The 20,060-nt window shown below is 66.4% G+C and carries 6 protein-coding genes; 2 read left to right on the forward strand and 4 right to left on the reverse strand.

What is annotated here, in order from left to right:
• Positions 1 to 34 precede the first annotated feature (34 nt).
• On the forward strand, positions 35 to 901 hold the full coding sequence (locus tag U1872_RS15510) for an AraC family transcriptional regulator (protein ID WP_332793817.1): 867 nt from the start codon (positions 35 to 37) through the stop codon (positions 899 to 901).
• 127 nt (positions 902 to 1,028) lie between these two features.
• On the opposite strand, the gene U1872_RS15515 is transcribed toward U1872_RS15510, so the two are convergent.
• The 4 genes from U1872_RS15515 to U1872_RS15530 all read right to left on the reverse strand — a co-directional run bounded on the left by U1872_RS15515 (position 1,029) and on the right by U1872_RS15530 (position 18,971).
• Positions 1,029 to 12,470, reverse strand: a complete 11,442-nt coding sequence (locus U1872_RS15515) for a hypothetical protein (protein WP_332793818.1) — start codon at positions 12,468 to 12,470, stop codon at positions 1,029 to 1,031.
• Positions 12,471 to 12,681: 211 nt separating this feature from the next.
• Positions 12,682 to 14,262, reverse strand: coding sequence for a class I SAM-dependent methyltransferase (locus U1872_RS15520; protein ID WP_332793819.1), 1,581 nt, complete (start codon positions 14,260 to 14,262; stop codon positions 12,682 to 12,684).
• Positions 14,263 to 14,750: 488 nt separating this feature from the next.
• Positions 14,751 to 17,816: a TonB-dependent receptor domain-containing protein gene (locus U1872_RS15525; RefSeq protein WP_332793820.1), complete on the reverse strand. Its 3,066-nt coding sequence runs from the start codon at positions 17,814 to 17,816 to the stop codon at positions 14,751 to 14,753.
• Between the two features lie 60 nt (positions 17,817 to 17,876).
• On the reverse strand, positions 17,877 to 18,971 hold the full coding sequence (locus U1872_RS15530; protein ID WP_332793821.1) for an alpha/beta fold hydrolase: 1,095 nt from the start codon (positions 18,969 to 18,971) through the stop codon (positions 17,877 to 17,879).
• A 178-nt stretch (positions 18,972 to 19,149) separates the two neighbouring features.
• Here U1872_RS15530 and U1872_RS15535 point away from each other — a divergent pair, with 178 nt between their 5' ends.
• Positions 19,150 to 20,013 (forward strand): shikimate dehydrogenase, encoded by an 864-nt coding sequence (locus tag U1872_RS15535; RefSeq protein WP_332793822.1) that lies wholly within the window; start codon positions 19,150 to 19,152, stop codon positions 20,011 to 20,013.
• Positions 20,014 to 20,060 lie beyond the last annotated feature (47 nt).

A 20,060-nucleotide genomic window follows, 5' to 3' on the forward strand; every position in this document is an offset into this window, starting at 1 on the left:
GATCGAATGCGATCGGCCTGACATAGGCATGGTGATGGACCGCACTCTTACCGACCTGGCTTGCGCGGTTGCCCGACACGTTGGGGAGGGCCTTACGCCGACGGCCATGCCGAATGTCGGTCTGTACAAGGTTAGCCGGTGCATCGATCTTTTGCCGGAGACCTATCGACCGGTTGTCAGCCTGATACTCCAGGGCGAAAAGCAGCTTTCAATCGGCGACGAGTTGCTGACCTATCGCGCGGGACACACGTTTACAGCGGCCCTCGATCTTCCCGTCATGGCAAAAATTACCAAGGCGACTACGGATCGTCCCTATCTCGCGATCAGTCTCGCGGTCGAGGCGAGGATCGTCTCGGATCTTGTGGCCAAGATGCCCGATGCTGGCTCTGAAGCGAACCGGAAGGCGTTCGCGATCGATCCAGCCGATCACGATCTGCTCGACGCTTGGAGGCGGATGCTAGGGTTGATCGACAGGCCCGAAGATGTGCCGATCATGGCTCCCCTACTGGAGCAGGAGATTGTGTATCGCCTGCTTCAAGGCCCCCAAGGGACGATCTTGAAGCAGATCGCTTCCGCCGACCCGAGGGTAGCGCCGATCAGAAAGGCGCTCGCGATGATCGCGGAAACCTATACCCGATCGTTCCGAGTCGAGGACATCGCGCGGTCGGCCGGCATGAGTTGCTCTGCCTTTCATCGACGCTTCAAGGCAGCGACTGGAATGGCGCCGCTGCAGTATCAAAAGACCCTTCGGCTTTACGAAGCCCGGCGGTTGCTCCTGACCGAAGCAACGAGCGCAAGCACGGCGGCCTTCTCGGTCGGTTATCAAAGCGTGTCGCAATTCAGCCGGGAATATCGGCGATTGTTTGGTACCCCACCGATGCGGGAAGCGCGGACGAGATAACCATACGGCCACTTTCGGGAGCGGCACTCGTGCCGCCGAATGGCGAAGTGGCAAAGCGCTGCTCGTCCGGAACTGGACAGAGAAGCGGGCCGCCCGAACGTCCGTTTGTGGGTCGATCGCGTCGTCGTCAGAAGTTCAACCGTGCGCCGATGCTCATCGATCCGCCTGCCAGGCCGCCGCCGGTCACCGCGTTGCCTTCGACAAAGGCACCCAGGCGACCGCTCTTGTTGGTCGCCATGATCCCGACATTGGCGCGGACGGCGTCGCGATACGCAGTGGTGCGCCCGGTGAAGGTGGTCGTGGTGCTACCGATATAGGTCACCGACGAGCCCTCGGTGTTCGAGAAATTCCGCAGCGCATAGGCCCCGGCATAGGGCTCGATGATCAGATCGCGCGCAATATCCGCCTTGTACGACACGCGTCCGCCGAATTTGCCGATCAACGTCCGGTCCCGGCCGGGGGCAAAGGTCGTCAGCCCATCGATCGCAAAGGTATCGATGGTGCCGTCGGAGAAGCTGAGCGCAGCGCTCGGCGTGATGCTCCAATGGCTGCCGAAGCGGATCTTGTACGCCACCGAGACCGACCCCGCCGTGGCGCGTCCCTTCGTCGTTGTGGTGGATGGCACGCCGAACAGGCTGAAATCGGAGAGATCGAACGATCGCCATTCGCGGCGCAGCCCGCCTTCGAGCAGGAAAGCGCCGTTCGTGACAAACGCATAGCCGCCGACGAAATGGGTCGAAATCTTGGTCGTGCCCTGGGTTTCTCTCGCACTGGCCTCGGCATTGCCGCCGGTGATTCCAGCGTGAATATTCCAGCCGGAATTGCTCAGGTTGAGCAAGCCGAAATCGATGCCGCCCTGCAGCAGTTGGTGGTTGGTCTGTACCCGCCGCGCGAAACTGCTGGCGGCAGCGCCACCGGTCGTGAAGGCGGTCGTCAGAGTCTGGTTGAACCGACCGGCTCCGCCGCGTGCCCACAGGCCGAGTTGGAGCGCATTGGCCGCGGGGTCGAGCTTTTGTGTGACGAAAGCGCTCATCGGTTCATCGATGAACTGCGACACGCCCCCGGCCACCGTTGACAGCGAACCCAGGCGGGCCGCCCCGGGGTTGAACGTCTGGATGATGCCGAACTGCGTAGCGTTGGCGGGATTGAGGCCGAACCGCTCGAGCAGCAGGCCGGTCGGCGAGAGGAGCGACGACGACACGAAGGTCGAGCTTGCCGTGCCCGCCCCGACCGTGACGATCGGCAAGAAGCCGCTCGGAAGATATGCTTTGCCGGTCTGGTTGATCAGGACATTGGTAACCCCGCTCGCGATGCCGCTGATGCGCAGCGTGTCGGCAAGGCCCGTCGCGGTGCTGGCATCGACCTGAAACTGCCCGCCGCCGGCATAGGTCCCGCCGACGATCACCTGGTTGTTGCCCGCGACGCCGTTCTGCGCATTGATGATACCGCCGTTGGTCATCGCGCCATTGGTGGTGAAGCTGCCCGCGCCGGCGAAGGTTATGCGGTTGGTGTTGGTCGTCGTGCCCGCGAACAGCTGCGATCCGCCCGCCGCGATCGTATCCAGGCCAGCGTTCACGAAATTGCCCGAGAAGGTCGAGGCATTGGCGCCATTGTTCCAGGTGCCGGTGTTGGTGAGCGTCGAGCCCGCGACATTCGATCCGCTGACGCTCACACCGCCGCTCATCGTCCCCGAATTGACTACGGTGAAGGCGGTATTGTTGGTCGATCCGGCGATCGCGTTGGCTCCGCCGGTCAGTCTGCCGCTGTTGGTGACGGTCGCAGTGCCGGTGCCGGTTGCGAGCAGACGGATGCCGGTCGTGTCGCCGATGATCAGGCCGGCGTTGTCGACCGACAGCGCGCCGTTGACCGTGGCCAGATCGACCCCGATCGCAGGATCGACCGCGCCGGTCGCGGTAACGATGGCCGCGATATTGCCCGCCGTCGATGTCCCCTTGATCCCGGCAAAGCCCGCGCCGCTGGCTTTGACTTCGCCTGCGACCAGGATGGTGGTGGTGCCGGTCGATTGGCCGCTGTTTGTGGTGATGCCGTTGCCGCCGGTCGCGCTGACGGTCTTGCCGCCCGCAACCTGGACGAGGATCGTCCCTGCATTGGCCGCCGCATTGGTGTTTGTGGCGGTGATCGCGCCATCGGCGCTGGTCGTGACATTGCCCATCGCCGTGACGGTGATGTTGCCCGCGCCGCTGGTCGATGCGGCAAGTCCGCCGGTCTTGCCGAGCACATTCTGCGAGGTCTGGACCAGGATGTTGCCCGCGCCCGTGCCGATGTTGGCGGCGCTGACCGCGATTCCGGTGGCCGAGCTCAACGTGCCGGTGCCGGTGCCGAGGATCTGGATGTCGCCCAGCCCCGCCCCGCCCTGCGTGACCTTGATCGCGCCGGGGCCGCCGAAGATGCTCGCGTTATTGACGTTGACCGCCAGCAGCTTTGCCGAGCTCGACGTGCCACTCACCTGCACTTGTGCCGCCGACGAAAGATCGGTCGCGGTGCCGATATCGGCATTCACATTGACAGTGATGTTGCGGTTCGATGCGGCAGTGGTCAGCGCCAAGATGCCGCCGAAGATCGACGACGGCGCAGTCGCGCTTCCCATCGCGCCATTGCTGGTGATGACGATGTCACCGGTGCCCGCCGAAGCGCGAACCTGCGATCCCCAAGTGCCCGCGCCACCGGTCGACTTGACGATATTCGTGGTAACGAAAATCGGGTCGGCAGTCGCGGCGTTGGTGTTGACGAACACGCCCGAGCCGTTGTTGGCGATGAGCGTTCCCGCCGAATTGACGGTGATCGCACCGCCGACGCTGTTGTTGACCTTGATCGCATCGACGCCCGCCGCGATCGTCGAGCCTGCTGCCTGACCGATCGCCACGCCGCCGCCCGCGCTGGTCGCGGTGATGCCGGTTCTGTCCGTCGACGTCACGGTGCCGCCCACCGCAATCGTCGTGAGGCCGGTCGAGACGCCGCTGTTCGCGACGATGCCATCGCCCCCGGTCGTCGCTATGACGGTTCCGGCCTTTTGAGAGATCGTGATCGGCGCGGCATTGCCCGCCGCGGTCGTATTCGCGGCCGAGACGCCGGCTCCTGCCGATACGGTCACATTCCCGTTGACGGCCATGGCAATGCTGCCGCCGCCACTTGCGGTTGCGGCAATGCCCAGGGTTTTGCCACTAACCGCTGCGCCCGTTGCGATCGACGTCGTGCCGCCACTCGCACTCGTCACGATGCCCTTGCCGTTGGTCGAGGCGACAGCGCCAGCGGTGGTTACGCTAACCGTTCCCAGACCGACCGACGTCGCGCGGATGCCGTCGCCGTCGGCAGTCACGCTCGATGCTGGCGCAACCGTGACATTGCCATTGCCTGCAACGCTTTGCGCGATGATCCCGCTGAAGCCTGCCTTGATCGCACCGGTTTCCGACACGGCGACATTGCCGAGCGCGGAGGAGGCGAAAATCCCGTCGCGCACTGCCGTGACGGCGCCGGTGCCGGTCAACGCGATGTCGCCTACGGTGATTGCTGACAGGCCCGTAAATCCAGTGCCGGTTACAAACCCGGCACCGCTGATCGTAATCGGCCCCGATCCGCTTTGGACTTCGATGCCCCCGAACCCGCTGACGCCGCCGTTATTGGCAATTTTGATTGCGGTCGCGGTGAACGGCGAGGACACGAAGATGCCACGGTCCGACGCGCCCGACACCAACCCGGCGGTAGTGATCGAAACCCCGGTCAAAAAGCCGCCGTTGTTCGCGCGAATGCCTGCGATATTGCCTGCGACCGAACCGGCAGCCGTAATCGAAATCACACCGTTTGTTGCAGAAGCGCTGATGCCGTCGCCGCTTGAACTCGCGATATTACCGACACCTGCAATCGTCAGCGGACCACCTGAATTCGCCGTGATGCCGTTGAATGTCGAGCTAATGCTCCCTGTTCCCAGCAGATCGAGCTTGCCGGCAGCGATTGCCAGCACCCCGGTGCCCCCGGTGGCCGTGACGTTCCCCGCCCCTGTCATGGCGACGGACCCGAGGTTGGAAAACAGCCGGACGCCATCCTGCGCCGACACGCCACCACCATTGGCGTAACTGACGCCCTGGTCTGCGCTGATGTTGACCCCGAACCCCGTCGACGATGACACCAAACCCGCCGTAGATACGCTCGCGACGCCGCTGCCACTCGTGAAGGCCTGTACGCCGCCTGTTGTCGCCGTAACCTTATCAAGCGTCGCGACCGTCACATTGCCGCCGACGGACGTCGCTGTGATGCCCGTACCCGCAGTCGCCGTCACAGCGCCCCGAGCATTAACCGAGACAGCGCCGTTGCCGATCGTCGTTGCGGCGATGCCCTGAACGTCGCCGACGACATTCTGCGTGACGTCGACCGTGATCTTGCCGACATTGGCCGCGTTGAGAATCCCGGCGTTGACGCCGATCGCGCCCGCCTTGGTCGCGCTCAGCGTGCCCGTGCCGGTGCCGAGGATCTGGATGTCGCCCAGGCTCGCCGCGCCCTGCGTGACCTTGATCGCGCCGGTGCCGCCGAAGATGCTCGCGTTATTGACGTTGACCGCCAGCAGCTTTGCCGAACTCGACGTGCCGCTCACCTGCACTTGTGCCGCCGACGACAGATCGGTCGCAGTGCCGATATCGGCATTCACATTGACCGTGATGTTGCGGTTCGACGCGGCAGTGGTCAGCGCCAAGATGCCGCCGAAGATCGTCGATGGCCCGGTTGCGCTCGACATCGCGCCATTGCTGGTGATGACGATGTCACCCGTGCCAGCCGAAGCGCGAACCTGCGATCCCCACGTGCCCGCGCCTCCCGTCGACTTGACGATATTGGTCGTGACAGCGATCGCATCGGCAGTCGCGGCGGTAGTGTTGACGAACACGCCCGAACCGTTGTTGGCGACGAGCGTCCCGCCCGCGTTGACGGTGATCGCACCGCCGACGCTATTGTTGACCTTGATCGCATCGACCGCGGCGGTGATCGTCGAGCCCGCGCCTTGCGTGATCTTCACACCGCCACCCGCGCTGGTGGCGACGACGCCGGACTTGTCGGTTGCCTTGACGCTGCCATTGACCGCGATCGTCGTCAGCCCGGTCGAAATCCCGCTGTTGGTCTCGATCGCGTTGCCGCCGGCGGCGGTGACGAGCTTGCCAGACGTCGTGGCGACGTCAATCGTTGCGGTGTTGGCGGCGACATTGGTGTTGGTCGCGGTGATGCCAATGCCGCCCGTACTCGAAACATTGCCCGCGCCGGCGATCGAAATCGCGCCGCTGCCGGCGTTGGTTGCGACGATGCCGCTCGTCCCCGAGACGTTGCCCGCGCTGACGGCGATCGCGCCCGCGCCTGCCCCTGCAGTCTGCTGCGCGATGATCGCGGTGTTGCCGCTCGAGGTCACATCGCCTGCGTTGACCAGGACGTTGCCGCCCGCGCTCAGCGCGAAGATGCCGTTGCCGCTGGTCGCGGTGACCGGGCCGATCGTCGCGACGCTCGTGGTGCCCTTGCCGAAGTTCTCGGCATCGACCCCGAACCGCGCATCGATCGCGCCGTTGGCGGTGAGGCTGATGTTACCGGTCGCCGCCGCATTGAGGATCGCACCGACCATCCCGGCGTTGCCCGCCTTCACGTTGCCGTTCGCCACCTCGATGAGGTTGCCGGTGAGCGACTGGCTCTGCACGTCGATCGCGTTCTTGCCCCCGCTCAGCGCGGTGACCGCGCCGGTGGTGACGCTGACCCCGGCCCCCGCCGCCACGTCGCGCACGAAGATCCCGTTGCCGCCCGCCGAGCTGCTCGCACCCGAGATGGTGACGATGGTCGTGCCCGACCCGCTGTTGAGGATGTTCGCCGCATCGCCGGTCCCGCCGACGAACCCGCCGGTGCCGGTCACCAGGATGTTGCCCGCACCGCCGGTGCCGCCGACCAGGCTCAGCCCGCGGGTCGCGCCGGTTACGGTGTTCGCGACGCTGACGCTCACCGCGTTCTTGCCGGTCGCCAAAATGCCTTCGGCGCCCGTGCCGGCCACCGTGCCGGTGGTGGTGATGCCGATCGTGCCGCTGCCGGAGTTGGTCGCGGAAATGCCGGTCGTGCCCGAGACATTAGCCGCGGTCACAGTAACCGCGCCCGTGCCCGCGCCTGCGGTCTGCTGCGCGATGATTGCGGTGTTGCCGGTCGAGGTCACGTCGCCTGCGTTGACCAGGACGTTGCCGCCGGCGCTCAGCGCAAAGATGCCGTTGCCGCTGGTCGCGGTGACCGGGCCGATCGTCGCCACGCTCGTATTGCCCTTGCCGAAGTTCTCGGCATCGACCCCGAACCGCGCATCGATCGCGCCGTTGGCGGTGAGGCTGATGGTACCGGTCGCCGCCGCATTGAGGATCGCACCGACCATCCCGGCGTTGCCCGCCTTCACGTTGCCGTTTGCCACCTCGATCAGGTTGCCGGTCAGCGACTGGCTCTGAACATCGATCGCGTTCTTGCCCGCGGTCAGCGCAGTGACCGCGCCGGTGGTGACGCTGACCCCGGTCCCCGCCGCCACGTCGCGCACGAAGATCCCGTTGCCGCCCGCCGAGCTGCTTGCGCCCGAGATGGTGACAATGGTCGTGCCCGACCCGCTGTTGAGGATGTTCGCCGCATCGCCCGTCCCGCCGACGAACCCGCCGGTGCCGGTCACTAGGGTGTTGCCCGCACCTCCGGTGCCGCCGACCAGGCTCAGCCCGCGGGTCGCGCCGGTTACGGTGTTCGCGACGCTGACGCTCACCGCGTTCTTGCCGGTCGCCAGGATGCCCTCGGCGCTCGTGCCGGTCACCGTGCCGGTGGTCGTGATGCCGATCGCGCCGCTGCCGGAGTTGGTCGCGCTGATTCCGGTCGTGCCCGATACGTTAGCCGCGGTCACAGTAACCGCGCCCGTGCCCGCGCCTGCGGTCTGCTGCGCGATGATTGCGGTGTTGCCGGTCGAGGTCACGTCGCCTGCGTTGACCAGGACGTTGCCGCCGGCGCTCAGCGCAAAGATGCCGTTGCCGCTGGTCGCGGTGACCGGGCCGATCGTCGCCACGCTCGTATTGCCCTTGCCGAAGTTCTCGGCATCGACCCCGAACCGCGCATCGATCGCGCCGTTGGCGGTGAGGCTGATGTTACCGGTCGCCGCCGCATTGAGGATCGCACCGACCATCCCGGCGTTGCCCGCCTTCACGTTGCCGTTTGCCACTTCGATGAGGTTGCCGGTGAGCGACTGGCTCTGCACGTCGATCGCGTTCTTGCCCGCGGTCAGCGCAGTGACCGCGCCGGTGGTAACGCTGACCCCGGTGCCCGCCGCCACGTCGCGCACGAAGATCCCGTTGCCGCCCGCCGAGCTGCTCGCCCCCGAGATGGTGACGATGGTCGTGCCCGACCCGCTGTTGAGGATGTTGGCCGCATCGCCGCTCCCGCCGACGAACCCGCCGGTGCCGGTCACCAGGATGTTGCCCGCACCACCCGTCCCGCCGATCAGCGACAGACCGCGAGTCGCACCGGTCACGGTGTTGGCGACGCTGACGCTCACCGCGTTCTTGCCGGTCGCCAGGATGCCCTCGGCGCTCGTGCCGGTCACCGTGCCGGTGGTCGTGATGCCGATCGCGCCGCTGCCGGAGTTGGTCGCGCTGATTCCGGTCGTGCCCGAGACATTTCCTGCGGTCACAGTAACCGCGCCCGTGCCCGCGCCTGCGGTCTGCTGCGCGATAATCGCGGTGTTGCCGCTCGAGGTCACGTCGCCTGCGTTGACCAGGACGTTGCCGCCCGCGCTCAGCGCGAAGATGCCGTTGCCGCTGGTCGCGGTCACCGGGCCGATCGTCGCCACGCTCGTGTTGCCCTTGCCGAAGTTCTCGGCATCGACCCCGAAGCGCGCATCGATCGCGCCGTTGGCGGTGAGGCTGATGTTGCCGGTCGCCGCCGCATTGAGGATCGCGCCGACCATCCCGGCATTGCCCGCCTTCACGTTGCCGTTCGCCACCTCGATCAGGTTGCCGGTCAGCGACTGGCTCTGCACGTCGATCGCGTTCTTGCCCGCGGTCAGCGCAGTGACCGCGCCGGTGGTGACGCTGACCCCGGCCCCCGCCGCCACGTCGCGCACGAAGATCCCGTTGCCGCCCGCCGAGCTGCTCGCGCCCGAGATGGTGACGATGGTCGTGCCCGACCCGCTGTTGAGGATGTTGGCCGCATCGCCGGGCCCGCCGACGAACCCGCCGGTGCCGGTCACCAGGATGTTGCCCGCACCACCCGTCCCGCCGATCAGCGACAGACCGCGAGTCGCACCGGTCACGGTGTTGGCGACGCTGACGCTCACCGCGTTCTTGCCGGTCGCCAAGATGCCTTCGGCGCTCGTGCCGGTCACCGTGCCGGTGGTCGTGATGCCGATCGCGCCGCTGCCGGAATTGGTCGCGGAAATGCCGGTCGTGCCCGAGACATTAGCCGTAGTCACAGTAACCGCGCCCGTGCCCGCGCCTGCGGTCTGCTGCGCGATGATTGCGGTGTTGCCGGTCGAGGTCACGTCGCCTGCGTTGACCAGGACGTTGCCGCCGGCGCTCAGCGCAAAGATGCCGTTGCCGCTGGTCGCGGTGACCGGGCCGATCGTCGCCACGCTCGTGGTGCCCTTGCCGAAGTTCTCGGCATCGACCCCGAACCGCGCATCGATCGCGCCGTTGGCGGTGAGGCTGATGTTACCGGTCGCCGCCGCATTGAGGATCGCGCCGACCATCCCGGCGTTGCCCGCCTTCACGTTGCCGTTCGCCACCTCGATCAGGTTGCCGGTCAGCGACTGGCGCTGAACATCGATCGCGTTCTTGCCCGCGTTCAGTGCAGTGACCGCGCCGGTGGTGACGCTGATCCCGGTCCCCGCCGCCACGTCGCGAACGAAAATCCCGTTGCCGCCGGTCGAGCTGCTCGCGCCCGAGATGTTGACAATGGTCGTGCCCGACCCGCTGTTGAGGATGTTGGCCGCATCTCCCGTCCCGCCGACGAACCCGCCGGTGCCAGTGACCAGGATGTTGCCCGCACCACCGGTCCCGCCGACCAGGCTCAGCCCGCGGGTCGCGCCGGTCACGGTGTTCGCGACATTGACCGTGACGCCAGCATTGCCGGTCGTCAGAATGCCCTCTGCTGCGGTACCGGTGACTTTGCCGACCGAAGTGACGCTGACGTTGCCCGTGCCGGTGCTGGTCGCAGCGATCCCCTTGTCGCCGGTCACGGTGCCGGCGGTGCGGTTGACGATCACGTCGGCCGTGCTCGCCGCATTGGTGATCGTCGCCGTGATCCCCGTGCCGCCCGCACCCGTCGTGATAGTGCCGCTGCCCGCCACCGTCACCGCGCCAAGCCCGGTCGTCGCCGCGTTGATCCCCGTCCCGCCAACGGTCGTGACGTTGCCCGCGGTCACGCTGATGGTCCCGTCGCCCGCGCTCGTCGCGGTGATGCCGCCGGTCTTTGCGACCACGTCCTGCGCGACATTGACCGTGATGGTGCCAGGCCGCGCATTGTTGACCAATGCGGTGATCCCAGTGCCGTTCGCCGCGCTGATCGTGCCGCTGCCCGTACCGATGACATCGACTTTGCCAAAGCCGAACTGCTGCGCCGAAATGCCGCTGCTGGTCGCAAAGATGCTCGCATTGTTCACATTGACCGCGACATTGCCGGTGTTGCCCGAGCCGCCGTTTTGAGCCGATATCCCAGCGCCGGTCGCCACATCGCTCGCCGAGCCGATGCCGGCATTGAGGTTGACCGTCACATTCCCCTGCGCACCCGGGTTAAGCGCCGCCAGGATCCCCGTGCTCAGCGTCCCCGGACCACCCGCCCCGCTGCCGATCGCGCCATTGCTCGTCACCAGCACGTCGCCGCTGCCCTGGTTGCGGACCGCAAAGATGCCGTTGCCGCCCGACACCTTCAACGTCGCGTCGTTCAGGATCGTGACCCCGCCCGCGCCGTTCAGACTGTTCTGCGCGAGGATGCCGCTGCCGCCGGTCGCGCTGATCGTCCCACCCGCCAGCGTCTGCACCGCCACGCTGCCAGTGCCCGCCGCCCCGCTGGTGAGCTGCGCATCGATCGCCGCGCCCGCCTTGCTCGTGACGCTAAACGCGGTCACGTTCACATTGCCGGTACCGTCGCTCTTGGCGACGATCCCCTTGTCGCCGGTCACGGTGCCGCCGTTGCGGTTGACGATCACGTCGGCCGTGCTCGCCGCATTGGTGATCGTCGCCGTGATTCCCGTACCGCCCGCACCCGTCGTGATAGTGCCGCTGCCCGCCACCGTCACCGCGCCAAGCCCGGTCGTCGCCGCGTTGATCCCCGTCCCGCCAACGGTCGTGACGTTACCCGCGGTCACGCTGATGGTGCCATCGCCCGCGCTCGTCGCGGTGATGCCGCCGGTCTTCGCGACCACGTCCTGCGCGACATTGACCGTGATGGTGCCAGGCCGCGCATTGTTGACCAATGCGGTGATCCCCGTGCCGTTCGCCGCGCTGATCGTGCCGCTGCCCGTGCCGATGACATCGACTTTACCAAAGCCGAACTGCTGCGCCGAAATGCCGCTGCTGGTCGCAAAGATGCTCGCGTTGTTCAGATTGACCGCGACATTGCCGGTGTTGCCCGAGCCGCCGTTCTGCGCCGAGATGCCAGCGCCGGTCGCCACATCGCTCGCCGAGCCGATGCCGGCATTGAGGTTGACCGTCACATTCCCCTGCGCACCCGGGTTGAGCGCCGCCAGGATCCCCGTGCTCAGCGTCCCCGGACCACCCGCCCCGCTGCCGATCGCGCCATTGCTCGTCACCAGCACGTCGCCGCTGCCCTGGTTGCGGACCGCAAAGATGCCGTTGCCGCCCGACACCTGCAGCGCCGCGTCGTTCAGGATCGTGACCCCGCCCGTGCCGTTCAGACTGTTCTGTGCCAGGATGCCGCTGCCACCGGTCGCGCTGATCGTCCCACCCGCCAGCGTCTGCACCGCCACGCCGCCGTTGCCCGCCGCGCCGCTAGTGAGCTGCGCATCGATCGCCGCGCCCGCGGTCGCGGTAACATTGCCAGCCGTCTGGATCTCGAGATCACCGCCGTCATCGACCCGCGCGATGATGCCCGACGTCGTACCGCTGATCGAGGAGGTCGCGCCTTGGACGATGCTGATATCGCCGAGCGCATTTTTGGTCTGTACGCTAAGGCCCGCACCGACAGTCGACGTCAGGTTCCCGTTGATACCGCTCTTGGTCGGCGTCGTCGTGTTGATGCTGCCGTTGTTGTTTGAAATCAGCAGAGCCGCGCCGCCCGCGGCACCGCCGGCGACGCTTGCCGTAATCGACGACGTCTTATCGATCGCAACGCTGAGCGTTGGGGTGCCAGCGCTGCCATTGACCGCCAGCCCCTTGGAGCTGCTGTTGGTTTCACCGTTCTGGTACGTGACCGAGGCGGCGCCGGTGATCGACGTTGTCGGGTCGGGAGCTGGGCCGGTACAGACGACGTTGGTGCCGATCACGCACTGCGCATAGCTCGGCGCGGGCGCAAGGACGGCATAGGCGACCAGGACGCCGAACCCGAGCGCCGTCGACGCGCCCAATTTGGCCGCCCTCGCGGCTAACCTCGTGTGCGGTCGTTGGCCTGGCGATGTATCGGGAGAATTGCGGTCGGCTCGCATGGGCTCATTCGCTGCGCACACCATCGCCAGTTCCCCCCAGTAAATCTGTCGCCGTTTTCCCGAAACACGCGCATCTTTTTGTTATTGGGGGATTCGCATGAAACAGATGCGATCCACGACCGAAACGGTACCATTATTGCGAGCGTTCTACCAGACCGGCGGCGGCGATGCCCGCAAGCAGCGTGGGCAGATGGTCGGCAACGACTCCATCGAGCTCGACCGGATCGACGATCGGTTGCCCGTCGCGATTGAAGACGAGCCGCCCCGCCTTCGCTTCTGCCAGAAGCAGCGCCGCAAGCGCATTCTGGTCCCGGCTGCCGTCCATCGCCACCAGCAGGATCTTCGCCGCCGCATCGATCGCCACAGATTCATGGCGCTGGTTCGTCGTCAGCGTTGCTCCGGCGGCGGCGTCCATCCGGGCAAGCTCCAGCGCGACGGGTTTGTCGCCGATTTCGGGACATGCCGAAACGACAGACGTCGAGACATGCAGCATGCCGCCGATCACCATCCGGTACAGCGCTTCGCGCAAGGCGCTCCGCCCTGCATCGCTCATGCCGGTCGCGAGATCATCGAGCCCAGAGGATGCCGGAAAACGCGCCACCAGGCGCTCGATCCCCTCGATCACATCGCCGTGAGTCGAAGTCAGCGTCCGACCGGCCGGATCGGTGACCGTCGCAACGTCTCCCTCAAGCGTCGCCGTCAGTCCGGCAGGCGCGAGGAATTGCAAGTCAGCGATGCGGTCCGGGGTGAGCGAGCGATCTACCCCCGTCATGCGGTCGCTCGCGACCAGCAGCGACTGGCGAAAGGTGCGCCCCGACAAAAGGTCGAGATATTGCTCGGTTTCAACCAGGTCGTTGCCGGATCGGGTCCGGACCTGCCCGGCGACGCTCGCATCGTAATTGTCGAGGATCATCGACGACAGCTCGCACTCGCCGAGATAGCCCAGACCGTGGCGAGCGGCCCCGTGGACAAAGTCACGCACCGTGCTCGGCGCGTTGGTTTCCTCGAGAAATTCGTGCGCGATATAGTCGTCGGGTAGGATCGCCAGCCGGTCCGCCCACGCGCGCAGCATATCGCCATACGGTCCCGTGTCGGGCGTAGCCTGTTTGAGGAATGCCAGCAGCTCTCGGGCTTTGGCGACCCGGTCTAATGAATCGACGCTGTCGGGAATCTCAAGCAGGAACGCGTCACGCAACGGCTGCATCATCCGCCAACCGGGAAGCACGTTGTAGCTGATGCACGCTACGCCAACCGGCGACAATCGAGCGCGTACGACCTGGAAAATCGCCTCCTGAACTGCAGGCGGCACCCAACTGAACACGCCGTGGCAAATGATGTAGTCGAATTGGCCAAGATCGTCGTCAATCTCGGTAAAGCTTTGGCACAGGATTTCGATGTTACGCAGTCCGAGCGCCTTGATCCGGGCGCGCCCCGCCGCAACTTGCGTCCGGGCAAGATCGAACCCGACGAACGTCGCATCCGGAAAGCGTACGGCATGGGGCAAGATGTTACCGCCCGAGGCACAGCCGAGTTCCAGCACGCGCGCCGATTCGAGCGGTGCCGCTTGGAGCGAGAACAGTTTGCAGATCGCCGCAAGTCTGCCGGGCTGGCTCTGCGCAAACGGCTTCGACTCATAAGGCAGCAAATCATATTTAAGCGCAGTCCGCGCGATGATCGCTTCAATATCCCAGGCACCGTCCGTCGCGCTGTTCATCGCCATCACCCCCGGTTTCATCGACTCGCGGCTATGCAATTCCTGTTAGTTCGCATTTCGTGCACGACTTTATCGTCAACCGTCTACCCTCACCATGACGCTGCGATCCAAAAGCTCTCCTAACAGGTTCCTATGTCCTTTTAATCGCTAGCGAAGTGCCTCCCTAACCGATCCGCCTAAAGCTCGTCGGGTTGGCGACCCAGTGGACACCGTCGCGTTCATTCAAGGTGGCGCTACCTGTCTGATCTCCATCCGCAGACGTTGTCGTACCGAGGCCCTCCTGGTGCTACGTCGTAAGGGGTGTGGTATCCGGCAGGTATATACCCGCGCAACTTCGCCATACGCTACCGCAGTTCCGACGCGCAGCCGCGCGAAACGGCCGCCGCCCGTATCCGCGCCGGCCAGGCTGATCGCGCACAAACGCCGCTTGGCCCCCGCGACCGTAACCGCGGAGGCCAAGTTTTTTCACGACCGCGCCGACGCTCCGCTTAGAACCCCAGCTTGACGCCGACATAGAAGGACCGCCCGATCGGATCGTACAGCGCGACGTCGGTGCCGTTCTGCGAACTGGCGACGAACGGCAGCCCCTTGTCGAGCAAATTGTTGACGCCGCCGCGCAGCTCGAAGCCCTTGGAGATCTTGGTCGACACGAACAGATCGAACAGCGAGTAGGCTGCCACGCCGACCTGCGCGGTCGCCGGGGTCAGCACCGCGCTGACATCGCGCAGCGGGCCCTGATAGCGCCAGCGCAGCCCCATCCCGAACGCGTCGGAGCGATAGCCGAGCGTCGTCAGGCTCTTCCACCGCGGCGTCGCGCGCGGCGGCACCGATCCGGTCCCCGCGCCACCATTGCTGACCCCGACGTAATCGAGGAACGGCGTATTGGGCAGCAACTGCACCTTGTAGCTGCGGGTATAGCCGACCGCGGTATCGACATAGACCTTGCCCCGCGCGCCGGCGATCGCGAGCGGCAGCCCGAGATGCGCCTGGATCTCGACGCCGTCGGTCTTGAGCCCGCCGAGGTTGAGATAAGGCGTCGAGACCGAGACGATCTGCCCGGTCGCGTCACGCTGGATCAACTGGCAGTAGGGATTGCTGTTGGCATAGCTCGGGTTCGACCCGTCGAGGTTGAAGCATTTCGACAGGACGGTGAGGCCCGGCACCGACGAGATCACGTTCTTGATGTTGATGTTGTAATAATCGACCGAGAGCGTGAAATCGCGGAACAGCCCGCTGCGGATCGGCGCGTTGAGCACGAGGCCGAAGTTGAAGGTGTTGGCCTTTTCCGGGGTGAGCGCGGTGTTGCCGGTGACGGTCTGGCCCGTCGCCGTGGTCGGGAAGGTGTAGCTGCTGACTGCGGCACCGGGGATGCCCTGCGCGACGCACAGCGCGCTGACCTGCGCGGCATTGGCACCGCCGCGCGCGGTCGAGCGCACGTCGCAGGGGTCGCCGAGCGACGCCGGCGGCGTGCCGATCACCAGCTGCGTGCCCGATGCCGGCGCGAACAGCTCGCCGATGTTGGGCGCGCGGACGGCGCGCTGATAGCTGCCGCGGAACAGCAGGGCGTCGATCGGTCGCCAGCGCGCATCGCCCTCGAAGCTCGTCACCGATCCGCTGGTCGAGTAATCGGAGACGCGCACCGCGCCGCCGATGCCGAGTTCGCGGAAGAACGGCCGGTCGGCGAGCAGCGGAATGTCGAGCTGCGCCGCCGCTTCCTTGAGCGTGATCGCGCCGCGCGCGCCGGCCGAGGCGATGATCGATTCGAGGTTCTGCGCGGCGAGATCGCTGTCGGGCGTGTAGCTGTAGGTGTTGCGCCGATAATCGGCGACGACCGCGATCTGCGCGGGGCCGGCGCCGAGATCGAACAGCTTGCCGTTGATCTGGCCCTGCACCTGCGTCTGCGAGACCTTCTCCTTCGAGAAGGCGTCCTTGGTGATGTAATTGACGCACGCCTGCGACAGGCCGCGCGCATTGGCATCGCCGAAGGGATTGTAGCCGCCCGCGCACAGCGACGCCCCACCGTCCGCCGCGCTCAGCAGCGACTGTACGCGACTCTTGACTACGGCCGAATGGATCGCCTGATCGTGCACCGACTGGTCGTACGAGGCGTAGACGTCGAAGGTCCACCCACTCGCAATCCCGCCGCGAACCCCCGCCAGATATTGCTGGACGGTATACTGCTCTTCGAAATTCTTGTACGGTACCCCGACATAGCGACCATTGATCGTGAAGTTCGCGCCCGGATTGGGCCGCGACGCGAGGATCGTGCGCAGGTCGGTCGGGACGAACGGATTGGTGACGGGCACGGTGAGCGGCACACCGAACTGCGTGAGGCTGCCGCCGCTCGCGGTCTTCACGTTCAGGTCGACATACATGAACTGGCCGTAGGCGGTGATGCCAGGAGCGACCTCATAGTCGGCCTTCACGAAGGCGGTCTTGCGATCGAGCCCGTTGTAAAAATCGGTCTGCTGGCCGACCGGCATGCGGACGTTGTTGCCGACGAGAAGATAGCCCGACTTGTTCGTCTGCCCCTGATAGTTGACCGCGCCGGTCTGCACGAACAGCGATTGGTTGTTGTTGAAGCCGAGATTGAGCAACGGGTTGATCGTGCTGGTCACGCCGTAGCGGGCGAACACGGCCTGCTCGACCGCGGCGTTGGGCGCGTTGGTCGCGCTCGGCACGAAGGTGCCGGTGCCGATGAACGACGATGGCGTCTTGTCGTAGAAGAAATCGCGCGCGCTGCCGTTGATCGGGTTCTGCTTGGCATAGCTGAACGCCGCGATGACATGGCCGCGATCGTCGGCGAAGCTCGAGCCGAGCGCGAGCGAGCCGTTGAAGCGATAGGCATCGCCGCGCTCGCTGATCGTGTTGAGCAGGTCGACGCGGACGCCCTCGAGCTTGCGCACGGTCTTGAAGTTGACCACGCCCGACATCGCGTCCGAGCCGTAGACTGCCGACGCGCCGCCGGTGATCACGTCGATCCCGTCGATGATCGCCTCGGGCAGGATGTTGACGTCGACATTGCCGTTGATGTCGGACGACGGCAGGCGGCGACCGTCGAGCAGCACGAGGTTGCGGTTGGTGCCGAGCCCGTGAAGGTTGATCGACGCGCGACCGCCGGTGCCCTGCCCGCCGGTGCCGGCATTGCCGCCGGTGGTGAAGCTCGGGAACTGGTTGAGCGCATCCTGCAGCGTCGCGACGCCGGCTTCCTTGATCGCGACATCGCCGACGCTGACGATCGGGCTGACCGAGGTGTTGTTCGGGCGCTGGATCAGCGATCCGGTGACGACGATGTCGGCATTGTCGCCGCTCGCCTCGGCGGCTTGGGCGCGTGGGGCGATCGCCGCCTGCGCCGCATCGGCCTGCGCGGCGGCGGTGGTGGCATCACCGGGCTTGGTCACCTGGTCGGTGGTCGTTACCGGACCGGTCGTGCCGATCGCCTGCGCCATCGCCGGCGTCGCGGTCACGCCGATCATCAGCGCCGCCCCCGCGACGATCGCCCCGCGCGAAACCGACTGTGCCAGAACGCGGCGCATCAAAATGCTCATCTTCATGGTCATCCTCCCCTTGGTGCGTCCGCCGGTTTCGACCGGCGTGACGGAGTGCTTCGATGTCTATCGTTTCGCCGCGTCGCCGATCTGCGCGTTGATGAAGTCGATCGCGGTGTGCAGCGCGAGCTTGCTCGCATCGCGCGTCGCCTCGGGCGTCTTGCCGATCCAGCTATGGTCGACGCCGGGAATGACGATTTTCCGCACCGACACGCCCTTTGCACGCAGCGCCGCGTCGAACAGTTCGGTCTGCGCCTCGGGCACGGTGCGGTCGTCGCTGCCATGCATCAGCAGAAATGGCGGGTCGCTGCGGTCGACATAGGTGACGGGCGAGGCGAAGGCGCGTTGCTGCGCGGTGCAATTCCCGTCGGGGCAGCCGAGGAACAAATCGTCGGCGCTCGGGCCCGCGGGCACGCCCGGCGGCGGGCTGGTCCGCTTGGCGAGCGCGGCGAAATCGTAGATGCCGAACCAGCCGACCACCGCCTGGACGCAGTCCGACGCCTGGTCGCTGCCGGCCGCGGTCGAGGCGACGGTCTCGACATTGCCCGCCTTGGGGACGATCCGCGCGCCGGGTTCGAGCGCGGCGACATTGCAGCTGACGCCTGCGAGCGCCGCCAGATGCCCCCCGGCCGACTGGCCCCAGATCGCCGCGCGCTTTGGGTCGATATTGTAATCGGCGGCATGCGCGCGCAGCCAGCGGATGCCGGCCTTCACATCCTGGATCGCCGCCGGAAACGGCGCCTCGCGCGAGAAGCGGTAGGAGACGCTGGCCACGACATAGCCCTTGGCGGCAAGCGCGGCGAGCACCTTGGGCCAATCGACATAGGCGGCGCTGCGCCGCGGGCCGCCCGCCATCCACCCACCGCCATGGACGTACACGACCAGCGGCCGCGGGCCCGCCGCGGCAAAGCTTGCGGGCGGCAGGAACAGGTCGAGCTTGAGCGGACGATAGCCCGGCAGTGTCTGATAGGGCAGGTCGGGATAGCCGGTGACGCCATCAGGGAATGCGACCTTCACGCCGGCGAACGAGTCGGCGCCGACCGCCTGGACGCCTGCGCCGATCGGGCTGGCATCGGCGATGCGCGCGCCATTGCTCTGCGCAGTCGCGGCGCCCGCGGCGCAGCCCAGCATCGTGGCGATAGCAAGAGTGGCGAGTCGCATGCCGATCTGATCCCCTCAAAACAACGCTCTGCGGCGCTTGTCCCGTTCCCGGCTCGCCCCATTCGCGCCCCGTTGACATTTGATGTACGAAATGGTTCGTACCAAGTCAATGGATGTACAAGCGGCCGGCCGACGCCCCAATATGGGTCGATCCAGCCGGCACCGGGGAGGTTCTGGTGTGAGCGACGATGGCACAGCGATGGCGGCGGAAGACGGTGCGCGCGACGTGATCCTGACCGGGCTGATCGGCATGGACATCCAAGGCTCGCGCTCGCCCGAAATGCACGAGGCGGAGGCTGCGGCGCAGGGCTTCGCGCTGCGCTACCGCTTGCTCGATCTCGCGCAGCCGCCCGAGCGGGACGCCGATCTCGCGCAGACGCTCGAGATGGTGCGCGCGGCGGGCTTTGCCGGGGTCAATGTGACGCACCCCTTCAAGCAACGCGTGATGGCGTTGCTCGACGAGCTCAGCGACGAGGCGCGCGCGATCGGCGCGGTCAACACCGTGGTATTTCGCGACGGCCGCAGCACCGGGCACAACACCGATTCGTATGGCTTTGCCGAAGGCTTCGAACGCCAACTCGGCGGCGTGGCGCTCGACCGCGTGGTGCAGATCGGCGCGGGTGGCGCAGGCGCCGCGACCGCGATGGCGATGGTCAATCTCGGCTGCCGCGAACTGGTGATCGTCGACCCGCAGGCGACGCGCGCCGCCGATCTCGTCGCGCGGCTGCCCGGCGGGATCGCGCGCGCCGCGACGCGGCCGATCGCCGCGGAGATTGCCGATGCACAGGGCATCATCAACGCGACGCCGATCGGCATGGAGGGGCACCCCGGCATCCCGGTCGACGCGGCCTTGCTGCGGCCCGATCTGTGGGTCGCCGATGTCGTCTATTTCCCGCTCGAGACCGCGCTGCTCGCCGCCGCGCGGGCGATCGGCTGCCGCACCGCGCATGGCGGCGACATGGCAGTGTTCCAGGCGGCGCGCGCGTTCGACCTGTTCACCGGCCACCCGGCGAATCGCGAACGGATGGCGGCGCGGTTCTAAATTCGCCGCTACGGCGGGACAAAGCGGGCGCGGTGGCACAAGACCAT

Source organism: Parasphingomonas frigoris (assembly GCF_036663815.1).
GTDB lineage: Bacteria > Pseudomonadota > Alphaproteobacteria > Sphingomonadales > Sphingomonadaceae > Sphingomonas.

Excerpts from the sequence above, each read along its gene's own strand:
- U1872_RS15530 (WP_332793821.1), bottom strand. The coding sequence starts at position 18,971 with ATGCGACTCGCCACTCTTGCTATCGCCACGATGCTGGGCTGCGCCGCG.
- U1872_RS15525 (WP_332793820.1), bottom strand. The coding sequence starts at position 17,816 with ATGAAGATGAGCATTTTGATGCGCCGCGTTCTGGCACAGTCGGTTTCG.
- U1872_RS15520 (WP_332793819.1), bottom strand. The coding sequence starts at position 14,262 with ATGAACAGCGCGACGGACGGTGCCTGGGATATTGAAGCGATCATCGCG.
- U1872_RS15510 (WP_332793817.1), top strand. The coding sequence starts at position 35 with ATGGACCGCACTCTTACCGACCTGGCTTGCGCGGTTGCCCGACACGTT.